19 protein-coding genes and 1 pseudogene are annotated in these 22,611 nt (G+C 57.6%); 11 read left to right on the forward strand and 9 right to left on the reverse strand.

Annotated features, from left to right (window positions below; all coding sequences use genetic code 11):
- Window positions 1–56 precede the first annotated feature (56 nt).
- The 6 genes from WX88_RS09445 (at window position 57) to WX88_RS09470 (ending at window position 8,287) form a co-directional block, all read left to right on the forward strand.
- Window positions 57–3,080 (forward strand): M16 family metallopeptidase, encoded by a 3,024-nt coding sequence (locus tag WX88_RS09445; protein ID WP_082115944.1) that lies wholly within the window; start codon window positions 57–59, stop codon window positions 3,078–3,080.
- 227 nt (window positions 3,081–3,307) lie between these two features.
- On the forward strand, window positions 3,308–3,604 hold the full coding sequence (locus WX88_RS09450) for a hypothetical protein (protein ID WP_046244124.1): 297 nt from the start codon (window positions 3,308–3,310) through the stop codon (window positions 3,602–3,604).
- A 41-nt stretch (window positions 3,605–3,645) separates the two neighbouring features.
- On the forward strand, window positions 3,646–3,939 hold the full coding sequence (locus tag WX88_RS09455; protein ID WP_046244125.1) for a cell division protein ZapA: 294 nt from the start codon (window positions 3,646–3,648) through the stop codon (window positions 3,937–3,939).
- 128 nt (window positions 3,940–4,067) lie between these two features.
- On the forward strand, window positions 4,068–5,756 hold the full coding sequence (gene rny / locus WX88_RS09460; protein WP_082115945.1) for a ribonuclease Y: 1,689 nt from the start codon (window positions 4,068–4,070) through the stop codon (window positions 5,754–5,756).
- A gap of 236 nt (window positions 5,757–5,992) precedes the next feature.
- A complete protein-coding gene (locus WX88_RS09465; RefSeq protein WP_046244127.1) occupies window positions 5,993–6,955 on the forward strand; it encodes an N-acetylmuramoyl-L-alanine amidase in 963 nt (320 codons plus the stop codon).
- An 81-nt stretch (window positions 6,956–7,036) separates the two neighbouring features.
- Window positions 7,037–8,287, forward strand: coding sequence for a pyridoxal phosphate-dependent aminotransferase (locus tag WX88_RS09470; RefSeq protein WP_046244128.1), 1,251 nt, complete (start codon window positions 7,037–7,039; stop codon window positions 8,285–8,287).
- Between the two features lie 179 nt (window positions 8,288–8,466).
- On the opposite strand, the gene WX88_RS09475 is transcribed toward WX88_RS09470, so the two are convergent.
- Window positions 8,467–10,830, reverse strand: a complete 2,364-nt coding sequence (locus WX88_RS09475; protein ID WP_046244129.1) for a M1 family metallopeptidase — start codon at window positions 10,828–10,830, stop codon at window positions 8,467–8,469.
- A 177-nt stretch (window positions 10,831–11,007) separates the two neighbouring features.
- On the reverse strand, window positions 11,008–11,745 hold the full coding sequence (locus WX88_RS09480; protein WP_231590665.1) for a HupE/UreJ family protein: 738 nt from the start codon (window positions 11,743–11,745) through the stop codon (window positions 11,008–11,010).
- Between the two features lie 275 nt (window positions 11,746–12,020).
- Between WX88_RS09480 and WX88_RS09485 the strand changes: the two genes are divergently transcribed.
- Window positions 12,021–12,983 carry a helix-turn-helix transcriptional regulator gene (locus WX88_RS09485; RefSeq protein WP_046244130.1) on the forward strand — a complete coding sequence of 321 codons (963 nt, stop codon included), beginning with the start codon at window positions 12,021–12,023 and terminating at the stop codon, window positions 12,981–12,983.
- A 116-nt stretch (window positions 12,984–13,099) separates the two neighbouring features.
- Here the strand turns inward: WX88_RS09485 and WX88_RS09490 are convergent, their stop codons facing one another.
- Window positions 13,100–14,335 (reverse strand): hypothetical protein, encoded by a 1,236-nt coding sequence (locus tag WX88_RS09490; protein WP_046244131.1) that lies wholly within the window; start codon window positions 14,333–14,335, stop codon window positions 13,100–13,102.
- Window positions 14,336–14,800: 465 nt separating this feature from the next.
- On the opposite strand from WX88_RS09490, the gene WX88_RS09500 reads away from it, so the two are divergent.
- On the forward strand, window positions 14,801–15,061 hold the full coding sequence (locus WX88_RS09500) for a hypothetical protein (protein ID WP_156176035.1): 261 nt from the start codon (window positions 14,801–14,803) through the stop codon (window positions 15,059–15,061).
- A gap of 103 nt (window positions 15,062–15,164) precedes the next feature.
- On the opposite strand, the gene WX88_RS09505 is transcribed toward WX88_RS09500, so the two are convergent.
- Complete coding sequence (locus tag WX88_RS09505) at window positions 15,165–16,373, reverse strand: hypothetical protein (RefSeq protein WP_046244134.1); 1,209 nt, start codon at window positions 16,371–16,373, stop codon at window positions 15,165–15,167.
- A 368-nt stretch (window positions 16,374–16,741) separates the two neighbouring features.
- Between WX88_RS09505 and WX88_RS09510 the strand changes: the two genes are divergently transcribed.
- Window positions 16,742–17,728 carry an L-threonylcarbamoyladenylate synthase gene (locus WX88_RS09510; RefSeq protein ID WP_046244135.1) on the forward strand — a complete coding sequence of 329 codons (987 nt, stop codon included), beginning with the start codon at window positions 16,742–16,744 and terminating at the stop codon, window positions 17,726–17,728.
- A gap of 175 nt (window positions 17,729–17,903) precedes the next feature.
- Window positions 17,904–18,128: a hypothetical protein gene (locus tag WX88_RS09515; protein ID WP_046244136.1), complete on the forward strand. Its 225-nt coding sequence runs from the start codon at window positions 17,904–17,906 to the stop codon at window positions 18,126–18,128.
- A gap of 163 nt (window positions 18,129–18,291) precedes the next feature.
- On the opposite strand, the gene WX88_RS29420 is transcribed toward WX88_RS09515, so the two are convergent.
- Window positions 18,292–18,504 carry a hypothetical protein gene (locus WX88_RS29420; protein WP_046244137.1) on the reverse strand — a complete coding sequence of 71 codons (213 nt, stop codon included), beginning with the start codon at window positions 18,502–18,504 and terminating at the stop codon, window positions 18,292–18,294.
- Window positions 18,505–18,594: 90 nt separating this feature from the next.
- Window positions 18,595–19,155 (reverse strand): hypothetical protein, encoded by a 561-nt coding sequence (locus WX88_RS09525; protein WP_046244138.1) that lies wholly within the window; start codon window positions 19,153–19,155, stop codon window positions 18,595–18,597.
- Between the two features lie 567 nt (window positions 19,156–19,722).
- Between WX88_RS09525 and WX88_RS09530 the strand changes: the two genes are divergently transcribed.
- A complete protein-coding gene (locus tag WX88_RS09530; protein ID WP_046244139.1) occupies window positions 19,723–21,456 on the forward strand; it encodes a hypothetical protein in 1,734 nt (577 codons plus the stop codon).
- A gap of 62 nt (window positions 21,457–21,518) precedes the next feature.
- Here WX88_RS09530 and WX88_RS32095 read toward each other — a convergent pair.
- The 3 genes and pseudogenes from WX88_RS32095 to WX88_RS09540 all read right to left on the reverse strand — a co-directional run.
- Window positions 21,519–21,911, reverse strand: a pseudogene (locus WX88_RS32095) (type VI secretion system ATPase TssH); the annotation flags it as partial.
- A gap of 169 nt (window positions 21,912–22,080) precedes the next feature.
- Window positions 22,081–22,257, reverse strand: a complete 177-nt coding sequence (locus WX88_RS29945; RefSeq protein WP_156176036.1) for a DUF5615 family PIN-like protein — start codon at window positions 22,255–22,257, stop codon at window positions 22,081–22,083.
- 41 nt (window positions 22,258–22,298) lie between these two features.
- Window positions 22,299–22,556 carry a DUF433 domain-containing protein gene (locus WX88_RS09540; protein ID WP_231590666.1) on the reverse strand — a complete coding sequence of 86 codons (258 nt, stop codon included), beginning with the start codon at window positions 22,554–22,556 and terminating at the stop codon, window positions 22,299–22,301.
- Window positions 22,557–22,611 lie beyond the last annotated feature (55 nt).

Genomic DNA, 22,611 nt, shown 5'->3' on the forward strand with positions numbered 1-22,611 from the left:
AGTTGCCGCCCGAATTCGGTCAACCGCTTTTCATCTCTTACTCTTTTTTCGCAAAAATGAATCTTCGATTCTTGTCAACCCTGGGACTAGCTCTGCTAACGACTATCGGTTTTGCCCAGCAAAAACCGGCTGGTAAGGGCGCTAAAGCCCCGACCACCAAAGCGGCCCTGGCCACTACGCCCGGCGGCACCAAGCTGGTGGAGAAAGTGACCAAGCAGCCCGGCCAGCTCGTCATTCCCTACGAAAAATACGTGCTGCCCAACGGCCTCACGCTTATCGTGAGCGAGGACCATTCCGACCCGCTGGTGCATGTGGACGTAACCTACCACGTAGGTTCGGCCCGCGAGCAAATCGGGAAGTCGGGCTTTGCCCACTTCTTCGAGCACATGATGTTTCAGGGGTCTGACCACGTGGGCGACCAGCAGCACTTCAAGCTGGTGACGGCCGCCGGCGGTACCCTGAACGGCTCAACCAACCAAGACCGCACCAATTATTTCGAGACCCTGCCCAGCAACCAACTCGAAACCGGGCTGTGGCTGGAAGCCGACCGTATGGGCTTCCTGCTCGACGCCGTGAGCCAGAAGAAGTTTGAAATCCAGCGCTCGACGGTGAAAAACGAGCGGGGCCAGAACTACGACAACCGCCCGTATGGCCTCACGGGCGAATACGTCAGCAAAACGCTGTACCCATATGGCCATCCCTATTCCTGGCTGACCATTGGCTACCTCGAAGACCTGGACCGCTCGGATGTGAACGACCTGAAGAACTTCTTCCTGCGCTGGTACGGCCCCAACAATGCCACCCTGACCGTGGGCGGCGACGTGCAGCCCGCCCGGGTAGTAAAGCTGGTGGAAAAATACTTCGGCTCGATTAAGCGCGGCCCGGCCGTGGCCAAAGCCTCACTGCCCGCCCCTGTGCTCGCCGCCGACCGCTACGTGAGCTACCAGGACAACGTGCGCTTTCCCATGCTGCAAGTGGTGTTCCCGACCGTCCCCCACGGCCATCCTGACGAAATGCCGCTGGATGCCCTGGCCGAAATCCTGGGTGGGGGCAACAACTCGCTACTTTACAAAAACCTGGTGAAGAACCAGAAAGCCGTGCAGGCCAATGCCAGCCAACGCAACTCGGAGCTTGGTGGTCAGTTGGCCTTCGTGGCCCTGCCCTTTCCCGGCAAAGGTCTCGACAGCCTCGAAACCATCGTGCGCAGCACCCTGAGCGAGTTTGAAAAGCGCGGCGTGACCGATGAAGATTTGCAGCGCTTCAAAGCCCAGATCGAAGCGCAGACCGTGAACGGCCTGGCCAGCGTGCAAGGCAAGGTGAGCCAGCTGGCCGCCAACCAGACGTTCTTCAGCAACCCGAACTACATTACCGTTGAAAGCAAGCGCTTGCAGGCCCTTACCAAGGCTGATATCCAGCGGGCTTACGATAAGTATGTCAAAGGCAAGCACGCCGTTGTGCTGAGCGTGCTGCCCAAAACCGGCGGTGCGGTAGCAGCCAAGCCGGATAATTATACCATCGACAAATCGGGCTACAAAGCGCCAAAAGACGAGTACAGTGGCCTGACCTACGTGAAGGCCAAAGACAACTTCGACCGCGGCAAGCAACCAGCGGCGGGGGCCAACCCGGTGATAAAAGTGCCAGCCCTGTACCGTGAGGAGTTGGCCAATGGCCTGAAGGTTATCGGCACGCGCAATACCGAGATTCCGGCCGTGACCATGCTGCTCACCATCCGCGGCGGGCACCGCCTGGAGCAGGCCAACCCGGCGAAGGCGGGCGTGGCTTACTTGACGGCCCAACTGCTGAATGAAGGCTCGGAAAAGTACACGAGCGAGGAGTTTTCAACGGCACTAGACAAGCTGGGCAGCACCATTCAAGTGTCGTCGGGTGATGACCGCACCACGGTATACGTGCAAAGCCTGACCAAAAATCTGCCCGCCACCTTGGCGCTGCTCGACCAGCGCCTGCTGCATCCCCGCTTCGACCCGGCTGATTTCGCCCGGCTCAAGAAGCAAACGCTGGAGCTTATCGCCAACCAGAATACCCAGCCGGTGGTCATTGCCGATAAAACCTACAACCGACTGCTCTACGGCCCGAACGACATTATGAGCATCCCGGGCAGCGGCACCGCTGCTACGGCTGCCAGCATCACCCTCGACGATGTGAAGCAGTTTTATCAACAGAATTACGCGCCCAACGTGAGCTTCCTGACGGTGGTGGGCGATGTAGACCAGAAGGACCTGACGCCCAAGCTGGCTTTCCTGAAAGCCTGGGCCAAGAAAGACGTGACGCTGCCCACCGCCACGGCTGCCACACAGCCCGACAAAACCCGTCTTTACTTCGTGAACAAGGACGGCGCGCCCCAGTCAGAAATCCGCGTTGGCTACCTGGCGCTGCCTTACGACGCTACCGGCGACTACTACCGCGCCTACCTGGCCAACTACGTACTGGGCGGCGCCTTCAACTCGCGCATCAACCTGAACCTGCGCGAAAACAAGGGCTATACCTACGGCGCCGGCAGCGGCTACCGCGGCACAAGCTACGTGGGTCCGTTCACGGCCCAGGCCGGCGTGCGCGCTGATGCCACGGCTCCTTCGGTGAAGGAGTTCATGAGCGAAATCACCAACTACGCCAACGGTATTTCGGATGAGGAACTGGCGTTCCTGCAATCATCGGTGGGCCAGAGCGACGCCCTGAAGTACGAAACCGGCCAGCAGAAAGCCAGCTTCCTGAGCCGCATCGTGGAGTACAACCTGCCCACTACTTTCGTGGATGAACAGAGCCAGATTCTGAAGAAGCTGACCAAGGAGGACATTCAGGCATCGGCCAAGAAATTCTTGCCGGCCGACAAGATGTACATCGTGGTAGTGGGCGACCGCAAGCAGCTGCCCGCGGTGCAGGCGCTCGGCTACGAAGTGGTGGAGCTGGACCTCGACGGCAATCGCGTGGCCGACGCGGCCCTGAAAATGTCGACCCAGGCGCCCACCGAAACACAGATGACCGCCCCAGCCGATGAGAAGATGAAAAGCAAGACCGACGACGGCGGCAAAATCAAAACCAAGACCAAGAAGGGCAAGAGCTAAAGCCGAACCGGCTACCGCACAGTGCAAAGTAGCTGACCGGCTGCTCGTAGTTCCAGTACCATTGCGCGAGCGAGCTACTGCGCTGGGTGTGACAGGCTCCTGTTTTGTATCTTCGACAGCGCCTAGCCTTTTATCAAACTTCCCTGAGTAGCAAGTGACGAGCGGGTCCCTGGTAAAGCGTAGCTTTCGGGGACCCGCTTTATCTTCACCCAAAAATTATCACGACCGTGGCCTCTTCCCAACAGCTTGCGCAACTCGACCGCCTGGAGCGGCAGATTACCACCTTAGTGGCTGCCTATCAGCAATTGCGCGAGGAGCTGGCCGATGCCAACACCACCGTGCAGCAGCTTCGCGCCGACGTGCGCGAGCGCGACCGGCAGCTGAAGGAGCGACAAAACCAGGAAAATATTGTTAAACTTGTGCAAACCATAGCTGGAGAACCCACCCACGCCAACGAATTAAAACTGCGCCTTAACGAATACATCCGCGAACTGGATAAGTGTCTTGCCTATTTGAGAGACTAACCATATTGTGACCCTCACCCCCAAGCCGTAAATTCCGCCTTATGAGCGAGCTAGCTATCAAAATTCGTATTGCTGACCGGGACTATCCCATGCGCGTTGACGTGCAGGATGAAGAACGGCTGCGCCTGGCCGGGCGGCTGTTGGGCGACAAGCTGCGCGAATTCAGAGAAGGCTACGGCATTCAGGACAAGCAGGACCTGCTGGCCATGATTGCATTGGCTACCATGGCCGACCAATTGAAAGTGAGCAAGGAAAAGGATGGCACCGATGCGGCGCTAACCGAACGGCTGGCTCGTTTCGACGAGCTACTATCCGGCGTGGTGCTGGCGGGCTGAGCCCCGCCCGGCACTCACACACTCGTTGGCCCGGCTGGGCGACGCGGCAATCGGCCGCCTCCGCCCCCGCCCGGGCAAATCTGTTCTACCCAGTTATGGTTTTTTCACCCATCCAAAACCATACTGATATGACCCCTTTGATAATGTACTGTTTGCTGGCCGCCGTGGTCGCCCTTGTGGCGGGCATTGTGGTGGGCAAGCAGCTGGCCGGCAAAGCCCGGCTGGACCACGAAGGCGAGGCCACGGCCCGCGCCCAGCAAATACTCCGCGATGCGGAAGAGAAAGGCAACCGTCTCCGCGACGAAAAAATTAAGCAGGCCGATGAGCGGCTCGAACAGTCCAAGAATAAGTTTAAAAATCTACGCAACGAATTTGACCAGGAAAGCCGCCGCCTCAAGCAAGCCCTTGAGCAAGAGCTAACCGAGCGCCGCCAGGGCGTATTAGAGCAAGAGCAAAGCATTAAGCTGCTGACCGAAACCACCCAGCGTCAGCTCGAACAGCTTCAGAAGAAGGAGCAGGACCTGGAACGCACCCGCGAAAAGATTCAGGTAGACAGCCAGCAGCTGCGCGAGAAGCTGGAAACCCAGGACGAGAAGCGCCGCGCCGCCCACGAAGCAGCTTTGGCCGAGCTGCAAGCCAAGGAAAAAGAGGCCGATGAGCAGCTGCACAACGTGCAGCGTCAACTCGAAACCATTGCCAACCTGACGGCCGCTGAGGCCCGCGAGCAGTTGGTGGAATCGCTGAAAAACGAGGCGCAGATTCAGGCCAGTTCCTACATCAAGGACACCGTGGCCCAGGCCAAACTCACGGCCACCAAAGACGCCAAGAAGATTGTGCTCGAAACCATTCAGCGCACCGCGTCAGAGCACGCCATCGAGAACTGCGTTTCGATTTTCAACATTGAAAGCGACGACGTGAAGGGCAAAATCATCGGCCGCGAGGGGCGCAACATCCGGGCACTGGAAGCCGCCACGGGCGTCGAAATCATCGTAGACGACACGCCGGAAGCCATCATCATCTCGGGCTTCGACCCGGTGCGCCGCGAAATTGCCCGCCTCTCGCTGCACTTGCTGGTGAAGGACGGCCGCATTCACCCGGCCCGCGTGGAGGAAATCGTGGCCAAAACCCGCAAGAATATTGAGGAGGAAATCGTCGAAATCGGTGAGAAAACCATCATCGACCTCGGCATTCACGGCCTGCACCCGGAACTGATTAAGATGGTGGGCCGGATGCGCTTCCGCTCCAGCTACGGTCAGAACCTACTGCAACACTCGCGCGAAGTAGCCAATCTCTGCGCCACCATGGCCGCCGAAATGGGTCTCGACGTGAAGAAAGCCAAGCGCGCCGGCCTGCTTCACGACATTGGTAAAGTGAGCAGCGAGGAGCCCGAGCTACCCCACGCCATCCTGGGCATGGAGATGGCCAAGAAGTGGAAAGAGCACCCCGACGTAGTAAACGCCATCGGCGCTCACCACGACGAGATTGAGATGACGGCCATGATTTCGCCGCTCGTGCAGGCTTGCGACGCTATTTCAGGTTCACGCCCCGGTGCCCGCCGCGAGATGATGGAAAGCTACATCAAGCGCCTCAAGCAGCTCGAAGAAACCGCTAACGGCTTCAAGGGCGTGAACCAGTGCTTCGCCATCCAGGCCGGCCGCGAGCTACGCGTGATGGTGGACGCCGAGAACGTGAGCGACGAGCGCGCCGCTGAGCTGAGCTTCGAAATCTCGCAGAAAATTGAGAAGGAAATGCAATACCCTGGCCAGATCAAAATCACAGTAATCAGAGAAATGCGCGCCGTGGCCTACGCCAAATAGTGCATCGCAGCACTTGCTTTGGCTCGTACTCAGCCCACCAAAAAGCCCCCGCAGCGAGAGTAGCGGGAGCTTTTTTGGCTTATCTTCAGCCTGCTATTTCCCCTGGCTCTTCTTGACTGTGCCTTGTATCTGACTCATGAATAGCACTATTACTGAGATATAAACCGGCAGGGCAGGCAATCGAGGACTGAAGATAGGTTGCACTGATAAAGCGCTTGATGCGAACTTCGCATTCGATGAGCCGAAACCGATGGCTGCCGCTGCTACTTACCGCTTCATGGGGCGGCCTTGCTGCCTGCGCCGTGCACAACCCCTATGCTGTCACCAACCGCTCCTACCGACAGCAGGTGGAGGCCTACGCCAAGTCCTTGTGCATCACGCCCGCACCCACGCCGGGCGGCGACAGCTTGCTACTGGGCAAGGACTGGGTAGGCACTACCAACTTCAACCTGCGCAAGCCGAACTACGTCATCATCCACCACACGGCCCAGGATTCGACGGCCCAGACACTCAAGACCTTCACCCTGCCCCGCACGCAGGTGAGCGCGCACTACGTTATCGGGCGCGATGGCCGGGTCTACCACATGCTCAACGACTACCTGCGGGCTTGGCACGGCGGCTTGGCTAAGTGGGGCAACAATACCGACATCAACTCCTGCTCCATTGGCATTGAGCTGGATAATAATGGTAACGGGCCTTTCGCGGAGCCGCAGATAACCAGCCTGCTGCGAGTATTGGCAGGCCTGAAAAAAGCCTACAACATTCCCGCTGCTAATTTTATCGGCCACGCCGACATTGCCCCAAGCCGCAAGAACGACCCCAGCGCCTTTTTCCCTTGGAAGCGGCTGGCCGATAATGGCTTTGGCCTGTGGTACGACGCGGGGCCATTGCCTAGTCCTACCGAGCCGGCCCCTACCCTACCGGCCGACAGCCTCGGCGGGCTGGCCGTTACCCCACCCCTGCCGGGCGTGTCGCCGCCCGCTGATAGCGTGGTGCTAGATGCGCAGCTCGCTCGCCTCAACAGTATGGCTCCGCCTTTTAATCCCCGGGAGGCGTTGCGAATTATCGGGTATGACACCCGCGACCTGCCCGCGGCCATTCAAGCCTTCAAGCTGCATTTTATTCAGCAGAATGTGAGCGCCCCGCTCTCCGATGCTGATAATCGGATTTTATTCAACCTCTATAAGAAGTATTTGTAACCTAGTTATTGGCCCTTATATTTAGGCAACTGTGGGAGTTGACTGCTGACGCAGCGCCGGCCGGGGGTTTACCTTTATTCTATGCTAGAAGTATCAAAACGCGGGCAGGCCATGCCCGTATCGCCATTTCGCAAGCTACTGCCGTATGCCGAGGCGGCCCGCCAACAGGGCAAGATTGTTTATCCCCTCAACATTGGGCAGCCCGACGTGCTGACGCCGCCCGCGATGCTCGATGCGGTGCGTAAGGCCGACGTGGCGGTACTTGGCTACGCCCCCGGCGCCGGCACCGACAGCTACCGTCGTAAGTTGGAAAGCTATTACCAGCGGGCAGGCATACCAGCTCTATTCGAGAACATTATGGTGACCACAGCAGGCAGCGAGGCTATTCTCTTCACCATGCTCACCTGCCTCAACCCCGGCGATGAGGTGATAGTAGTGGAGCCCTTTTACGGCACCTACACAGCGTTTGCCATTGCGGCGGGCGTCAGCATTGTAGCGGTTACGGCACACATCGAGGACGGCTTTGCCTTGCCACCGCTGGCTGATTTTGAAGCTGTTATTACGCCGCGCACGCGGGCCATTCTCATCTGCAACCCCAGCAACCCTACTGGCTACGTGTACCGGCGCGATGAATTGGAGGCGTTGCTGGACCTCTGCATCCGCCACGATTTATACCTGCTTTCTGACGAAGCATACCGCGAATACTGCTACGACGGCGCCCGCGCTACCAGCGCCCTGAGCCTGGTGGGTGGCGAACAGCACGTCGTCATGCTTGACACGATTTCGAAGCGTTACAGCGCCTGTGGGGCCCGCGTGGGCGCACTCGTCACGCGCAACCCGGAGGTGTGGCTGGCGGCCTTTCACTTCGGGCAGATGCGCATTTGTCCCCCCGTGCTCGAAATGCTGGCCGCCGAAGCTGCCGCCGACCTGCCTTCTTCCTATTTTGATGGCACCCGCGCCGAATATCAGGCCCGGCGCGACCTCACGGTAACTCGTTTACGGGCCATGCCCGGCGTGACTTGCCCGGTGCCCGGCGGAGCCTTCTACGTAGTGGCCCGCCTGCCCGTGGATGATGCGCAGAAGTTTGGCCAGTGGCTCCTCGAAGAGTTTACCCTCGATAATCAAACGCTGATGCTCTCGCCCGCCAATGGTTTCTACCACACGCCGGGCCTAGGCCGGCAGGAGGTACGCTTGGCCTACGTCATCAATCGCACCGACCTCGCCGCCGCCCTCACCTGCCTGGAACACGCCTTGCTGACCTATCCTGGCCGCGTAGAGCCCGAGCTGCAAGTAGCTGCTACCGTCGAGGCAGTTGCTAGCCTCAGTGTTTAACCTATTGCCTCAACCGCAAGATAAGCTAGTGAATTTGTTCCTAGCTTGGTATTAATAAAAAAAGCCCGCTATCCGGCGGGCTTTTTTATTAATACCATAGTTAGGGCTTGAGTCAAGCTGGCGCCTCTCCTCTTTGAAAAGAGGGTACGGGCCCGGTAGGTGCGGCGGTCTCTCGCGGGCTATTGCCCTCCCACAGCTTTCTGCTCCTGTTTCCGGATGGGGCTGCCTTGCGCGGCCTGCTGCATGGGGTTGGGGCTCTGGTTAGCATTGTTTCCACCGGCCTGCTGCTGAAATAACTCGAAGCGGGAAGCAGTGGGCTGGCGGGGGAAAGCGTTGTTGGAAAGGTCCGTGTCGGCGGTTTGCTGGAGGGGGTCGAGCACGAAGCTGATGACGGGCTTCTGGGTGACGATGACCTTGGTGACCTGGGCGTTGTTCTTGCGCCAGATTTCGGCGGGGATGGTACGGATTTCCTGGGAATTATCAGCATAGGTGAGCTGCAGGATGACCGGCATAACCAAGCCACCGACGTTACGCAAACTCAGCTCGTAGAAGTTCTGGGTGTCGCCCAGGCGCTTTTGCTGCTCGGGGGTGAGCGTGCTCAAGTAGGCATTGTAGCGCTGCTGGTCGGCAGCGGTCACGGCCAGAGGGTCGTACTTATTGTAGAAGTCCTTCAGCTCGGGCTTCTCCTCAACCGCCGTCTGTTTGATGTCGGTAGCGTTGCGCTGGGCCGAGATAGACGGGGCTGCAGCGCCTTGCTGCTGCTGCAACAGCTTGTTCTCGACCTGTGGGTTTTTGGTGCTCACGTTGTAGGCTTTCACCGATTCGAGGCTGATATCGCAACGGTCGGTGGAGTAGAACCAGCCGCGCCAGAACCAGTCCAGATCCACGGCCGAGGCGTCTTCCATGGTACGGAAGAAGTCGGCCGGCGTGGGGTGCTTGTAGGCCCAACGCGTGGCGTAGGTCTTGAAGGCGTGGTCGAACAGCTCGCGGCCCATCACCGTTTCGCGCAGGATGTTGAGCGCCGTGGCTGGCTTGCCGTAGGCGTTGTTACCAAACTGCAACACCGACTCCGAATTGGTCATGATGGGCGTTTGCAGGCTCTTATCCGTCAGCATGTAGTTCACGATGTTGCGGGGCTCGCCGCGGCGTGAAGGATAGTTACGCTCCCATTCCTGCTCGGTCAGGTACTGGCAGAAGGTGTTCAGTCCCTCGTCCATCCACGACCACTGCCGCTCGTCGGAATTCACAATCATGGGAAAGAAGTTGTGCCCCACTTCGTGGATAATCACCCCAATCATTGCGTATTTACGGTCGGCCGAGTAGGTGCCATCCTTCTCTGGTCGGCCCCCATTGAAGCAAATCATGGGGTATTCCATGCCGCCCACCGGTCCGTGCACCGAAATAGCCACGGGGTACTGGTACGGAATGGTGAATTTGGAGTAGGTCTTGATGGTGTGGGCCACCACTTCTGTCGAATACTGCCCCCAGAGCGGATTGCCTTCTTTGGGATAGTAGGACATGCACATCACGGGCTTGCCGCTTTGGGTAATACCCATGGCATCCCAGATGAACTTGCGCGAACTGGCCCAGGCGAAGTCACGCACGTTTTTAGCGGCGAAATTCCAGGTTTTAGTGGCGCTAGTGCGGCTGCTTTCATTGCGCACGGCTTCTTCCTGGCTCACGATGAGTACGGGCTTTTTGGCAGTTTTGGCCTGCTCCAAGCGCTTCTGCTGCGCAGCGGTGAGCACCTGTGCGGCATTGAGGAGCGTGCCAGTGGCACCCACCACGTGGTCAGCCGGAGCGGTGATGCTCACTTTGTAGTCGCCAAAGGGCAGGGTGAACTCGCCGTTGCCCAGAAACTGCTTATGCTGCCAGCCCTGGTTGTCGGAATACACAGCCATGCGTGGGTAGAACTGGGCAATTTCGTAGAGGTAGTTCTTGTCCTCCGGGAAGTACTCATAGCCGCTGCGCTCACTGATTTTCAGCTGGTCGTTGATGTTGTAGTGCCACTTCACGTTGAATGACACGGACTCCCGCGGCCGGAGTGGCGTGGGCAAATCGATGCGCATCATAGTGTGGTTGGTCACCGTTTTCAGGGCCTTGCCTTCCTTGCTCGTCACGCTCTCAATCTTGAAGCCGCCATCGAAGTCCGAAAGCAGGCTCTCCAGCGCCTGAAATGGCATCTTCTCCTGCACCTGGCTTACCTGCGTGGCCGTCGTGATAGAGTTTTTGTCCAGAATGTTCTGGTCGAGCTGCACCCAGAGGTAGGGCAGCACGTCGGGCGATAGGTTGGTGTAGGTAATGGTTTCGCGGCCACTAATAGCCTGCTTGGCATCATCGAGCGTGACCTTGATGTCGTAATCGGCGCGCTGCTGCCAGTAGTTGGGGCCGGGGGCGCCACTGGCGGTCCGGTAGGAGTTGGGCGTGGGCAGCACGGTTTCGAGCTGCGCAAATTTATCGGTGCCCGAATTGGTGGTCTGGGCCGCAGCCGGCAGCTGGCCCGTCACTGCCAGCACCAAGCCAACGAATAGAAAACGACGCATAGAAAAAACGTAAGTAAAAAACAGAACAAGCGCCGGCCCAAGCCGGGAAAGTTGACGAAGATAAACCGGGAGCCGCAGCGAGGCCAACAATTACGTAATCTGCCGCTGAGTGGCAAGTCCTAAACACCGGCTGTGCTTGTTAGCAACTAACAGTCGGCAGTTACAAAAATTCACCAATCAAGGCCACAGCTGTTGCAACAGCAGCACCGTGGCAATGCCCAGGGCTGCGCCGCTGGTGGTCAGCAGCCAGTCGCGCCGCGCCACCCGGAAGCCGCGCAACAATACCGCTCCCAGCAGCAACATGACCGTTACGACCAGTACCTGCCCCAGTTCCACCCCGACATTAAACGCAAATAATTCCTGAATGGGGCGGCTATCCGGCCCAAGTAGGGCGCGCAGGTAGTTTGAGAATCCCAAGCCGTGAATCAGGCCAAACCCTAGCGCCAGCAGATTGGGCGCGGCGGCCAGCACCGGGGCCCGGAGCCGCGGCACGCGCCCGGCCCCCCGCAAGTTCACCAATGCCGTGACCATGATGGTTACCGGAATCAAAGCTTCAATAATAGCTGGCTTAAAAGCAACCAGCCCCAGCGTAGCCAAGGCCAGCGTGAGCGAGTGCCCCACCGTGAAACTGGTGACCAGGGCCAGCACCCGCCGCCAATCGGCCAGCACGTAGGGCGCGCACAGGGCCAGCAAAAACGTAAGGTGGTCGGCCGCCCGCGGCGTGCAGATGTGCAAAAAACCGAGGTGCAGATAGGTCTGAAAAACCGATGCCATGCGGCAAATTACGTCTTTGCCTAATATTTCGGCTGTCTTGCCCGCCGCAACGGTCCCGGCAATGGCGCTAAGCCAGCCAACTAACCTGACGTATTCGGCTGACTTGTGCTCGGCGAGTACTTCCCGCTCGACAGTAAGCAAGGTGTCTGATGACAGAGTCGAGCGCATCCGCTAGGGTCTCATCCGAAAATCGCACTCTCCTTGCAGGCTAATGTGCGGCTAGCTCAGCAGGTCGGGCTGGAACAGTTGCTGATTGAGGTAAACATAAGAGAGACAGGCTTGCCAAGTGCATGCACCGTTGCTATCGTTCCTGCTCACCTGGTCGCTGGCCCATCGCACGCAGGTGCCGTGGTTATGGGGCCTCCTTGTATATTAATCATCTCACTTAGACCATTGTCTCATTTTCCTTTAAAGCCATGAATAGGTTCGACCGCATTACGGCTATTCTCATCCAACTACAGGCCAAGCGCATGATAAGCGGCCCTGCCTTGGCCGAGCAGTTTGGCGTGAGCCTGCGTACGGTCTACCGCGACTTGCGTACCCTGGAGCTGGCCGGCGTGCCACTTATCGGTGAACACGGGGTGGGGTATTCTCTGGTGGATGGCTATCGGCTGCCGCCCGTCATGTTTACCCGCGAGGAAGCCACGGCCCTGCTCACCGCTGAAAAGCTGGCGGCCCGCCTCACCGATGCGCCCACGGCGCGCCTCAGCGGCGCGGCCATGGACAAGCTGCGCGCCGTGCTGCGCCGCCCCGACCGCGACCACCTTGAAATCCTTGCCCCGCACATTCAGGTATTAGGGCCCCGCGACCAAGCCGACCGCCCGAGTGCCTATCAAGAGCTGGTGACGGCCGTGGCGACGCAACGCGTGGTGCACCTGCGCTACCAGGCTGCCGAGGCCGACGCCCCTACCACACGCGACATCGAGCCCATTGGCCTGTACCTGAGCCGGCAGTGGCACGTGGTGGCATACTGCCGGCTGCGGCAGACCTTCCGGGATTTTCGCCTCGACCGCATCCAGCACCTGGAGGTCCGGGAGGAAGTCTTTACCGCGCGCCCCGAAACCTTGCAGCAGCACTGGGCCGCCGAAGCCAACCGGCGCCACAGAGAAAAGGTCGTGTTACGTTTTCAGGCGGCAGCAGTGTTGCCCGCCTCGGCTCAGCACCTGCACGATACCAAGCACCAGTACGGCTGGGCTCACGAGCAGCCGTTGCCGGACGGCAGCGTGGAGATGACCTTATTCATCGGCTCGCTGCCCTACCTGGCTGCCTGGCTATTGCCCTACGCGGGGGCCATTACCGTAGTCGAGCCCCTCGCGCTGCGGGAGCACCTGCGCGAGCTGGCGCAGCGAGCGCACGATTTTTTTTGCGCGTCTGACTAAGTAATCCAAATAGCTGATTACCTGCTGCTTGAATTACTCAGCAGAATGACTTGTGGGCGATTGTGGCGGCTCTGGCACTTCACAGTGCGGGGACGCGGAGCAAAGGCTCCGCGCTACTAAAAGTCAAAATCTTGGGGCTCGCCCAGCCGGGCCCGGCCGTCGAGCAGCCAGCCCCGGTAGAGCGGGGTTATATCATATTTCAGAGGGTCCCAGCCATCTTCGAAGCGGCTGGGCTGGGCAATGCCCCACTCCTGGCGCTGCACGTATTCCGCGTAGACCTGCGGCAGGCACTCCAGTAGCTTGCGGTGGCAGTGGGCAAAGAACGCCTCGCGGGTGGCGGTGCGCCAGTCGGGGCCGGCGGCGATGGGCACAGGTTCGGTCATCATCTGCATGCGGGCCACGATGACATTGAACTTGCGCTCCTCTTCTGACACCGGCGGGTGGAGCAGCTCGGATATTTCGCGCCAGCGGTTGAGTCTGGGTGGCTCGAAGCGCTGGGCAAAGTCCCGGGCCAGGGTGCGGTGTTGGTCCTCGGGCAAATACTCGGGGCGCGGGTCGGGCGGGGGACCGGCGGCCTGCTTGATTTCCTCTCTTTCGCGCTCGCCTTCGCGCCAGGCGTTCCAGTAGCGTTCCTCTTTGGCGCCGCGCACATCGGGCAGGTACAGCAAGCGCCCATTGCCGGTGTGCTCGTTATGAAAACGGTACCAGTCGGACACCAGCTTGACGGTGGGCACGGCGCGGGTAGCCACCGGAGGTGCGTCTGGGGCCAGCGTTTCCTTCACGAGCCGGTACTGCTGCCAGCCAAAGCGCTGGTCGAGCGAATCGTTGAAGTTGCTCTCGTAGTCGGCCTGCTTCACCCAGGCCATGAACAGGGCAAACTCATCGGCCGTGATGGGCGACAGGGCCGGGTAGTTCTCAACGATATGCGTGAGCCGCCCAAAATCATTGCTAATAGCCACGTCTGGCAGCTCGCGCACCTCCTCGGCCCGCCACTGGCACTGCAAGTCAAACAGCTTCTTCTGCTGAATGGTCCAGAGCGCCAGATAGGCTTCTTTTTCGTGCAGGTTCAGGTGCCGGGCCGGGCGGCGCTCGTTTTGCTCACCGTCCTCTACCCACCTCCCGCGGTACATCACGTAGCGGCGGGCGAAATCTTCACGCACTGTGGGCTGGTAGGCGGCAAAGAACTCGTCGTAGCGGGTATTATTCAGCACGTCGCTGGCTATCGAGGCATCGGTATCGGCCTGCGCCTGGTACTTGTCGGCCTCGTCCTGGTTGTATTGATTGTACCCCGGCATCCGGGCGTCCTCATCATCCTCGTCGTCTTGCGGGGGCAGGTTATCGTCGGAAATCATGCGCTACTGAGCTGTGAATGAAAATTTAGCCTGCTCAAGATAGCAGCGCTTATTTAAGTAACTCTTCGGGATAATATTTATTGTTAGGTGCGGGGCAGAAGGTGCCCCAAACGCAGGCGGCCGGTATAGCAAGCATTTCTGAGAGGGTGGGGCTTGCCTGGCTGAGCCTCACGCAGCACAACCACCGCAATCAACGGAAAACTATGTGCGCTCTAACTTACGCTGTTTTTCATCTTCCAAGAACTTTTATGTTCATACGGTTATCTCTCCTCTGTCTTTTGTATCTATTCTGTGGTAGCGGCTCACTCCGAGCTCAGGCGGTCCCCACTTCGGGCTCGCTCAAGCAGCGGCTGCGGGCTCAATACTCACAGAGTGACACCATTCAAGCCATCATCAACCTCTATGGGCGGCGTCAGGGTGGCGGTATTGGCTGGGTAGTGTTCGCGGCGGCGGCAGCAGCCCGAATTGCATCCTCTCCTAATACACACAACTATTAACGGCACGGTGGTGAGCCGGGAGAGCACGAGTGGACCGGCCCTTCTGATTGGGCTGCCAATTGCGGCCTACGGCGCGGCTAAAATAATCCGCTTCAGCAACAGCAAACTAGAGAAGGTTCTGGCCGATTACGCGGCGGGCAAGCCGCTGTCCCGCTCGCTGAAGCGCAAGCTCAAGCCTCGCTTCTTCGTCCAGTCTGTCAAGAATGCGGTGCCCCGTGGTGCCGGCTAAGTAGGCGCCGCATCTGCGAGTTTGTATCCGTTACAGGCATTTCTGATCAAGCCCCGTCGGCATCAGCCGACGAGGCTTGATCAGGAAGCAACCATCGTATCGCTCAAAAATTAAAGTCTTCGGGCTCGCCCAACAGCTTACGGGCATCCAGAATAGCCTTGTTGTACCAGACGGCAGTGCTGTGCGGCTCACGCTCCGAGCAGGCGGGCTGCGCAATGCCCCACTCCTGCCGCTGGCAGTAGGCTTCATAAGCCTGTGGCAGGCTGTCGAGCAGCTTCTGCTTGCGGAAGGCGTAGCTGGCCTGGCGTAGCGCCAGCCGCCAGTCGTCGCCGGCGGCTATCGATACGGGCTCGTCAATGTCTTTCAAAAAACTCAGCACTCGCTCCAGCTCTTCGTCTTCCCAGGTGCTGGGTGGGTTGGCGGTTTCGTAGGAAGTGCGCTGCCGGTTGAGGGCTGCCGACTCGAATTGCTGGGCAAAGACTCCTTGCAGCTTCCGGGCTTCGTCGTAGCGGATATAGGCCGGGCGCGGATCAGGCGGCGACGCAGGGGGTGTTGGGTTGGCCTCACGCTCGGCACGATTGTGCGCTCGCCAGGTGTTCAGGTAATGTTCTTCTTTTTGGCCGCGCAGGTCGGGCAAGCGCAGCAGGCGGCCATTGCCCGTGCGTTGGTTGTGAAATTCGTACCACTCCGAGACCTCTCCAAACAAAAAAGAGTGTTGACCCGCCTCATCAGATTCGGGGTCTAACTGGGCTTTCACGTCGTCGTACTGCTGCCAGCCGCGCACACCTCCACTGTCTCGCAAATCATCCTCGTAATCGGCCTCCTGCACCCACTCCAGATACATTTCCAGCTCGGCGGCGGTAATAGGCGGTATCACCGTACAATTCTCGATGCGGCCGCCCAACGTGTCGAAGTCGGCGCTGGTGCTCACCCCCGGCACCGCTACCAGTTCGGCCCGCCACTCGCACTGCAGGTCGAACAGCTTCTTATGCTGAATATCCCATAGCCGGACGTATGCCTGCTCCTCAAATTGCGTGAGCTGCCTGGCCAAATGCCGCTCGCAGAAATTGCCAAACTGCGTCCAGAGATGACGCCTGCTCACGTATTCACGCACAAACTGCTCGCGCACCTGGGGCTGGTAGGGCGCAAAAAAAGCATCATAGCGCGGGTTGTGCATCAGGTCCTCCGCCACTTGCGCGTCGACCAAGGCTTGCTGCTGGTGCTTGTTGGCCTCCTGCTGATGGTAATCGTGGTAAGGCTTCTTGGCGGCCTCGTCATCGGCCGGTTGCTCAGGGGATTCGTCGTCTGCCATATCGTTTGATAAATAATCGATTAGATGCCGCAAGGTAGGAGGTCGTTAGCACATTGCTCGGAGCATTTTTCCAGACTGATACTCCGGCCTGCAGCCGGGGCCCACACAACGGCGGAGCGGAAGATTCTGAGGCCGCAATGCGGCCAATGCTGGCGTGCGTTTAGCGCAACGTAACTCGCATTTGAACATCGGACGGGGCTAGAATGCCCGGTTACCACTTGACGCCACGCGGCAATGGAAGCTCAGTTGGCGAGCCTCACCCCATCGATTACAAGTAGTCGCAACTTTTGCACCGCTGCCGTGCACCAATCGGAGTCCCCTTACTTTTGAGGCTTCATCACTCCTTACTGGGAACGCAACCGCTTGCTATGGACACTTTACTCGACACCGATTTGGTCTACGCCGCAGCTTTGCTCCGCGCGGGCGAGCTGGTGGCCATCCCCACCGAAACCGTATATGGGCTGGCCGGCCATGGCCTGCGGGAGGACAGCCTACGCCGCATTTTCGCGGTAAAGGGACGCCCCCTGACCAACCCGCTCATCCTGCATTTTGCCAGCGTGGAGCAGCTGCCCGGTTACGTCCGTTTCGCGGCTGTGCCCGCGGCAGCGCACCAGCTACTGGCGGCGTTTAGTCCGGGACCTCTCACGCTGCTGCTCCCCCGCGAACCGGCCGTGGTGCCCGACCTCGTGACCGCCGGCCTGCCCGACGTGGCCGTGCGCATCCCGGCGCACCCCCTCGTACAAGCCCTGCTGCGGCAACTCGACTTCCCCCTTGCGGCGCCCTCGGCCAATCCGTTTGGCTACATCAGCCCCACACGGCCCGAACACGTGCTGGGCCAGTTGGGTGGCCAGATTCCCTACGTGCTCGATGGCGGGCCTTGCCAGGCCGGCATTGAGAGCACGGTGGTGGGGTTTGGGCCGGCCGGCGAGCCGGTGGTGTACCGCCCCGGCGCCATCTCGCTGGAAATGTTACAGGCCGTAGTACCCGCCACCCGTTTGCGCACTGCTTCGGAGAAGGCCCGGCCCGCCGCCAGCCCGGGCCTGCTGCCGTACCATTATTCGCCGCACACACCACTGCAATTATTCGGCCCGGGGCAGGCCGCATTGCCTGTTTTTGACCCGGCTACCACTGGCGCGCTCACCTTGCGCGAGCCACTGCCTGGCCTCCCCGCCGCGCAGCAAGTGGTGCTGAGCCCCGGTCGTGGTGATTTAGCCGAGGCCGCCCATGGTCTGTACGCCGCCCTGCACCACCTCGACGCGCTAGGCATGCAGCAGCTGCTTGCCGAACGGCTGCCCTATATCGGCCTGGGAGTGGCTTTGAACGAACGGCTGGAAAAGGGCGCGGCGCGGAGATAGTCAACTACTAAGCCGAGCATTTCTTCTTCCCTGCCCCGCCGCTGTGGCTGCCGCAGCGGCGGGGCGGGAGTTTCTGAGAACGTATCTTACAAGAGTGGCTGCCGGGTATTGTAACGCTTGCACCATTTTGTAGACCTTTGGCGTTAACTTGCTGCTGACCTCTACAATTTCACGCATGGATTCCATCACCTCTTCACCTACTGCCTTAGTCGCGCAACAACTCGACAATTTGGCTAACATGGCTGAGCGCGTGGCATCACCGGAATTTAAGCGCGGGTTTCGGGCCAGTGTGGTAGCACGCGCAAAAGCAGCCAACTCTTTTCTTACCTACCGCGACCAGCAGGGCCGTCTGGTACGTGAATGGCCCGCTACCGGGCAAATTGAGATATTATCGGCTTAAGCTGCAATGAGCGGCGCTACGGTTCCCACCGTGTACGTACTGGCTGGTCCCAACGGGGCTGGTAAAACGTCGCTTTATTTGGTACGAGGCCTCCGAAGTACCGCGACTAAACGGCGACAGCCTGTACCAGCAGGGGCAGCTTCTGCTGAACGCCCCCAATACCTCATTCCAGGAAGCTTACTACAAATGGCAGCTCATTGAGGCCGCCCCCGACGACAACAAATCCGCGGACGTCGCCCTTGCGGCCAGCGCCGATTACCTCGTCACCAACGACCCGCACTTTGAGGTACTCCAGCACCTGGAGTTTCCTCGGGTGCCGGTGGTCAGTTTGCAGGAGTTTCTGGGCAGCTTTCGGTAGGGTGGTTTTAACATGCAAAAGCCCCGTCAGCGCAATGCTGGCGGGGCTTTTTGCTGCTCTGCCGTGGCGGCCGCGGCCGGGGGAGCGGGCGTTTCTCGCGGGCGGGCCCTAGTTGAACTCGTCCAGATAGCCCAGCTCGCGGCGCTTGGCGGCGCGGGCCTTGGGGTCGCGGTACTGGGCGTCGAGCAGGCTGAGCATGGCCTGTAGCACGTCGAGCACGTAGGCTTGCAGGAGGTCGCGGTCGGCAATGGCTTTGGTCACGCCCTGGGCCGCGTCGGTGGCCTGGCCAGTGGCGGTGGCGTATTCCTCGCGGATGGGCTGCCAGAAGGCTGTGCCGTAGGTGCGGTCGGCCAGGTTGTTGGCGGCGAGGGCGGCCAGCAGCTTGTCGAGGGCCTTGAGCCGTTCGCCCTGGTCGGCGGGCAGGATGTAGCTGTCGCGGTAGGTGACGATGCCAAACTGGGCGTAGTGCTCCTTGGCGCGGGCCTTGGTAAACTGCTCGGCAATGTACCCCTTCACGTAGTTGAGCCCGTCTTCCATTTTAGCGTCGAGGGCGCGCAGGTCGCCCGATACCTGGGGGCGCAGCTGACCAGCGGTTTCGCGAGCCGTCACGGCCGCCTCAAAGGCTATGGCTTTGGGCCCGAACTCGGCCGCCGTGGTCCAGAGGAACACCTATTGGGAGTTATCGGCCCACGCATCTTTCAGGCGCAGAGCCAAATCGGCTTGGCCGCGCAGGGCGGTCGGAATGGCTGGGGTGGGCGTCGGGTCGTTCGGGGTCGGCGTGGGTTCCATGAGGCAAGGGGTTAGGGGTACACTACTGCCGTGAAAGTAGCAGAATTTCCGGCATTTACCCGCGCCGGGCAGGGGTGCCGCCTGGGTAGGCCCGAAATGAGCGTGGGCGCCTTACCTGGCTCCTAGCTAAGGGGTAAATCTGATTTTGCCAGCTACCTAGGAGCCTGGTAGGCAGCAGAAGCTGTTTTGAGGCTTATTTGGCTCCTCGGCAGGGCGCGAAAGAACTTTTGGGGCTTACCTGGGGGCTGGGCAGGCGAGAAAAGTGGCTGGGGAGCTTGGTTGGGAATTATTCTGGCCCTATCCCGCCGCCGTAGCGGCCGCGGCGTGGGTAGCGGGTGTTTCTCCTGAATGTATGATAGTACGAGTTTAGCGCAAACCATACTAGTTTGGAACGACACGATTGTTAGCCCTCTTATATTTGTCTCCAACCCTCAAACCTTGAAAACCATGCGCCAATTAGACACGACTTATCATATGAGTGTTTCATTCGATTATAATAACATTTTCGATGATTATGAAAGCTTCGATTTGGATAACGTGCTTAAACAGATTCCTTCAAAAAAATCGCTAGAAGTTATAGGGCACTTTCTAGCCCAAATGCATACCAAAGAAAGAAATATAAATGTACAGTTTGAGATGTTACAGATATGGGGCAACAGGTTGCCAAATGATGTAAAAAACAGAGTAATAATTGAAATTAGTAACATAATGAGTCAGAAGCCTGCAAATAGTATGCAGACTTCTGATTTTAACTTTATCAATAATATCTCATCGCTCAAGCTGATACAGCACATTTTCAAAAATTATAATTCACTTGACCAAGAAGAACTAACAGCTAAACAAGAACTGCTTTTATTTAAATCTTATCTATACTGCTCAAAACAATGGACAGATGAACAAGCAAATTCTGTCAAAGGCGTTAAACCAAACTCTGAACTTGATTTTGCCAAATTCATTATTCAATTTCAAATGCCGTATGCGGAACTGATTGAATTTAAGGATTTTCGCCTTCAGTTTATTAAGGCGGTCTACTTTTTTAAATTCTGTGAACAAGACCCATTGTTCAACAGCTACTTGAGTATCTTCTTAAAGGAAATCAACCTCCCCAACTGGCATCAATACCTAATAAATATATTAAGTAGTTATGTAAGAAAGTTCGAGCCATTGAGAATACCATCTATTATGGCAATCGGTGAGGAATATGCTGATATGATTAGCTGGTTAGAAGAACTATGTATCGACGCTGATAAGTATTCACCTAAGCCAGACTTTACGGAGCTTCGCGAACGCCCTATTTTTAAAATCAATGACACCGAGTTTTTGTTTTTAAATTTAAACTTTCTTATTGATAAAATATATCAAGGCATTCAGTTTGATTTTGCTAAGGCATTAGTAAAGGCCAAAGCTCACTACAAAGGCAAGCCAATCAAAAACTATCCTGATTTTAAAAGCATTTTTGGAAGTGAATTCTCCGAGAATAATTTATTCTATAAGATAATGAATTATTCTTTCGAAAAGAGTAAATACTTCCGTATGAGTGGAGAAGATATGAAAACTATATTAGGACAGGGCGAACCAGATTACTATATGCGAAGCAAAAACAAGGTGTATCTTTTTGAATACAAGGACAAGCTAATAAGTGCTGAATCAAAAATAAATACAACTATCGAGAGAAAGATAGACGAAATTTATAAAAAGTTTGTAATAGATGACAAATCACACAAAACAGGCGTTGGTCAACTAATTGAATCAATTAAAGAAATCCGAAAAGGAAACTTCACCAACAAAATAGATAAGCAATTAAACAAAAATTGCATAATATATCCTGTAATAGTTTATACTGACTTTTCTTTAGTTGTGCCTGGTATCAATATAATTCTTAATACTGAATTCAAAACACAGCTTAAACATGCCGGATTTGAAAATGATACTAATATCAAAAATTTGACTTTATTAAGTCTAGACGGCTTAATAAAGTTTCAAGATTTATTTCGTGATGGACGGCTTAAACTCAACAACTGTTTGAATAATTATTTTGAAGCTATTTCTAATCCAAATATCTTACAGCGGATAATCTCTTTTGACACATTCATTCACAACAAGACATCTAAAATCACCTATGATTCCCCCAAAATGCTCATGGAGGAAATAATTAAGATGGTACCTCCCGAATTGGAATAAATAAAACAGCCCCGCCAGCACGACGCTGACGGGGCTTTCCCATTCAAAACCCAACTCACGAATTACACCGTGGGCAACTCCACGTTCTCGAACTTCACCGCGCCGTCTTCCATCACGGCTTCAACAACAGCATCCTTCGACACGCGGCCGGAAAGGATGTCCTTCGACAGCTCGTTGAGAATCACGCGCTGTAGCACGCGCTTGAGGGGCCGGGCACCGAACTGTGGGTCGAAGCCGGACTCGCCCAGGTAATCCAACACCTCGTTCGTAGCCTCCAATTGAATGCCGGCTTCGGCCAGGCGCTACTGGATTTGCTTGAACTGGATATCCACGATGCGGCGGATTTCCTTGCGCTTGAGGGGCTGGAACATCACGATTTCGTCGATGCGGTTCAGGAATTCGGGGCGCATGTGCTGCTTGAGGCGCTCCACTACTTCCTCGCGGGTGCGGTCCACCCCGCCGTTACGGCTGCGGCAAGGATAGCAAGAGTTTCTCACAGTTATGGCAAGCGAAGCTGTGAGAAGCCAAACTCAGTTTGCTCACTTAAAAATGACTCTATCTGCGGCAAACGCGCCAGCAGATACTCGGCCAGCTTGGCCACCGGCACTTGCGCGTTTTGCACGGCTACCAGCGGGGCGGAAAGCCTTCTGTCAGCACCAGCCGCAGGAAGTCCTCGTCTTTGATTACGTCGTAGCCATGCTGCTTGGCGTAGCGCCAGATACTCGTGTCAGGGCTATTATCCAGTTGAATGTCCCGGACGTGCAGCACCGCCGCGCAATGCGGCCGCAGATAAGCGGCCAAGCGCCAGGAAATATCTCATCCAGCAGCAGGCGCATACTCACCTACGCGGCCAGCAACACGATGCTCTCCTTGTAAGCCGCATAGAGCAGGCAGGCGCGAATCTGCGCCGGGCCGATGGCCGGGAAGTCCTCCTGAATGTCAGCCGCGCTCATGTCGTTGGCCAGCATTTCCAGCACTTCGGCCACCGTCGTGCGCGTGCCCTTCACCACGGGCTTGCCGAAGCGCACCTGCGGGTTCAGTTCAATGTGGGCGGTGATAGCGGCGGTGTCCAGGAGCGGCAGGGGTAACTGAGCTACCAAAAATACGCAGGACCTGGGTAGAAGGTATACAACTGTGTACTTCCCCAGCCCCGCC

The sequence above is a fragment of the Hymenobacter terrenus genome (assembly GCF_000972495.1).
GTDB lineage: Bacteria > Bacteroidota > Bacteroidia > Cytophagales > Hymenobacteraceae > Hymenobacter > Hymenobacter terrenus.

Bases quoted from the DNA above. Each gene is read 5' to 3' on its own strand.
- WX88_RS09470 (WP_046244128.1), top strand. From the start codon at position 7,037: ATGCTAGAAGTATCAAAACGCGGGCAGGCCATGCCCGTATCGCCATTT.
- WX88_RS09445 (WP_082115944.1), top strand. From the start codon at position 57: ATGAATCTTCGATTCTTGTCAACCCTGGGACTAGCTCTGCTAACGACT.
- WX88_RS09455 (WP_046244125.1), top strand. From the start codon at position 3,646: ATGAGCGAGCTAGCTATCAAAATTCGTATTGCTGACCGGGACTATCCC.
- WX88_RS09490 (WP_046244131.1), bottom strand. From the start codon at position 14,335: ATGATTTCCGACGATAACCTGCCCCCGCAAGACGACGAGGATGATGAG.
- WX88_RS09505 (WP_046244134.1), bottom strand. From the start codon at position 16,373: ATGGCAGACGACGAATCCCCTGAGCAACCGGCCGATGACGAGGCCGCC.
- WX88_RS09530 (WP_046244139.1), top strand. From the start codon at position 19,723: ATGCGCCAATTAGACACGACTTATCATATGAGTGTTTCATTCGATTAT.
- WX88_RS09510 (WP_046244135.1), top strand. From the start codon at position 16,742: ATGGACACTTTACTCGACACCGATTTGGTCTACGCCGCAGCTTTGCTC.
- rny (WP_082115945.1), top strand. From the start codon at position 4,068: ATGACCCCTTTGATAATGTACTGTTTGCTGGCCGCCGTGGTCGCCCTT.
- WX88_RS09475 (WP_046244129.1), bottom strand. From the start codon at position 10,830: ATGCGTCGTTTTCTATTCGTTGGCTTGGTGCTGGCAGTGACGGGCCAG.
- WX88_RS09485 (WP_046244130.1), top strand. From the start codon at position 12,021: ATGAATAGGTTCGACCGCATTACGGCTATTCTCATCCAACTACAGGCC.
- WX88_RS09515 (WP_046244136.1), top strand. From the start codon at position 17,904: ATGGATTCCATCACCTCTTCACCTACTGCCTTAGTCGCGCAACAACTC.
- WX88_RS09465 (WP_046244127.1), top strand. From the start codon at position 5,993: ATGAGCCGAAACCGATGGCTGCCGCTGCTACTTACCGCTTCATGGGGC.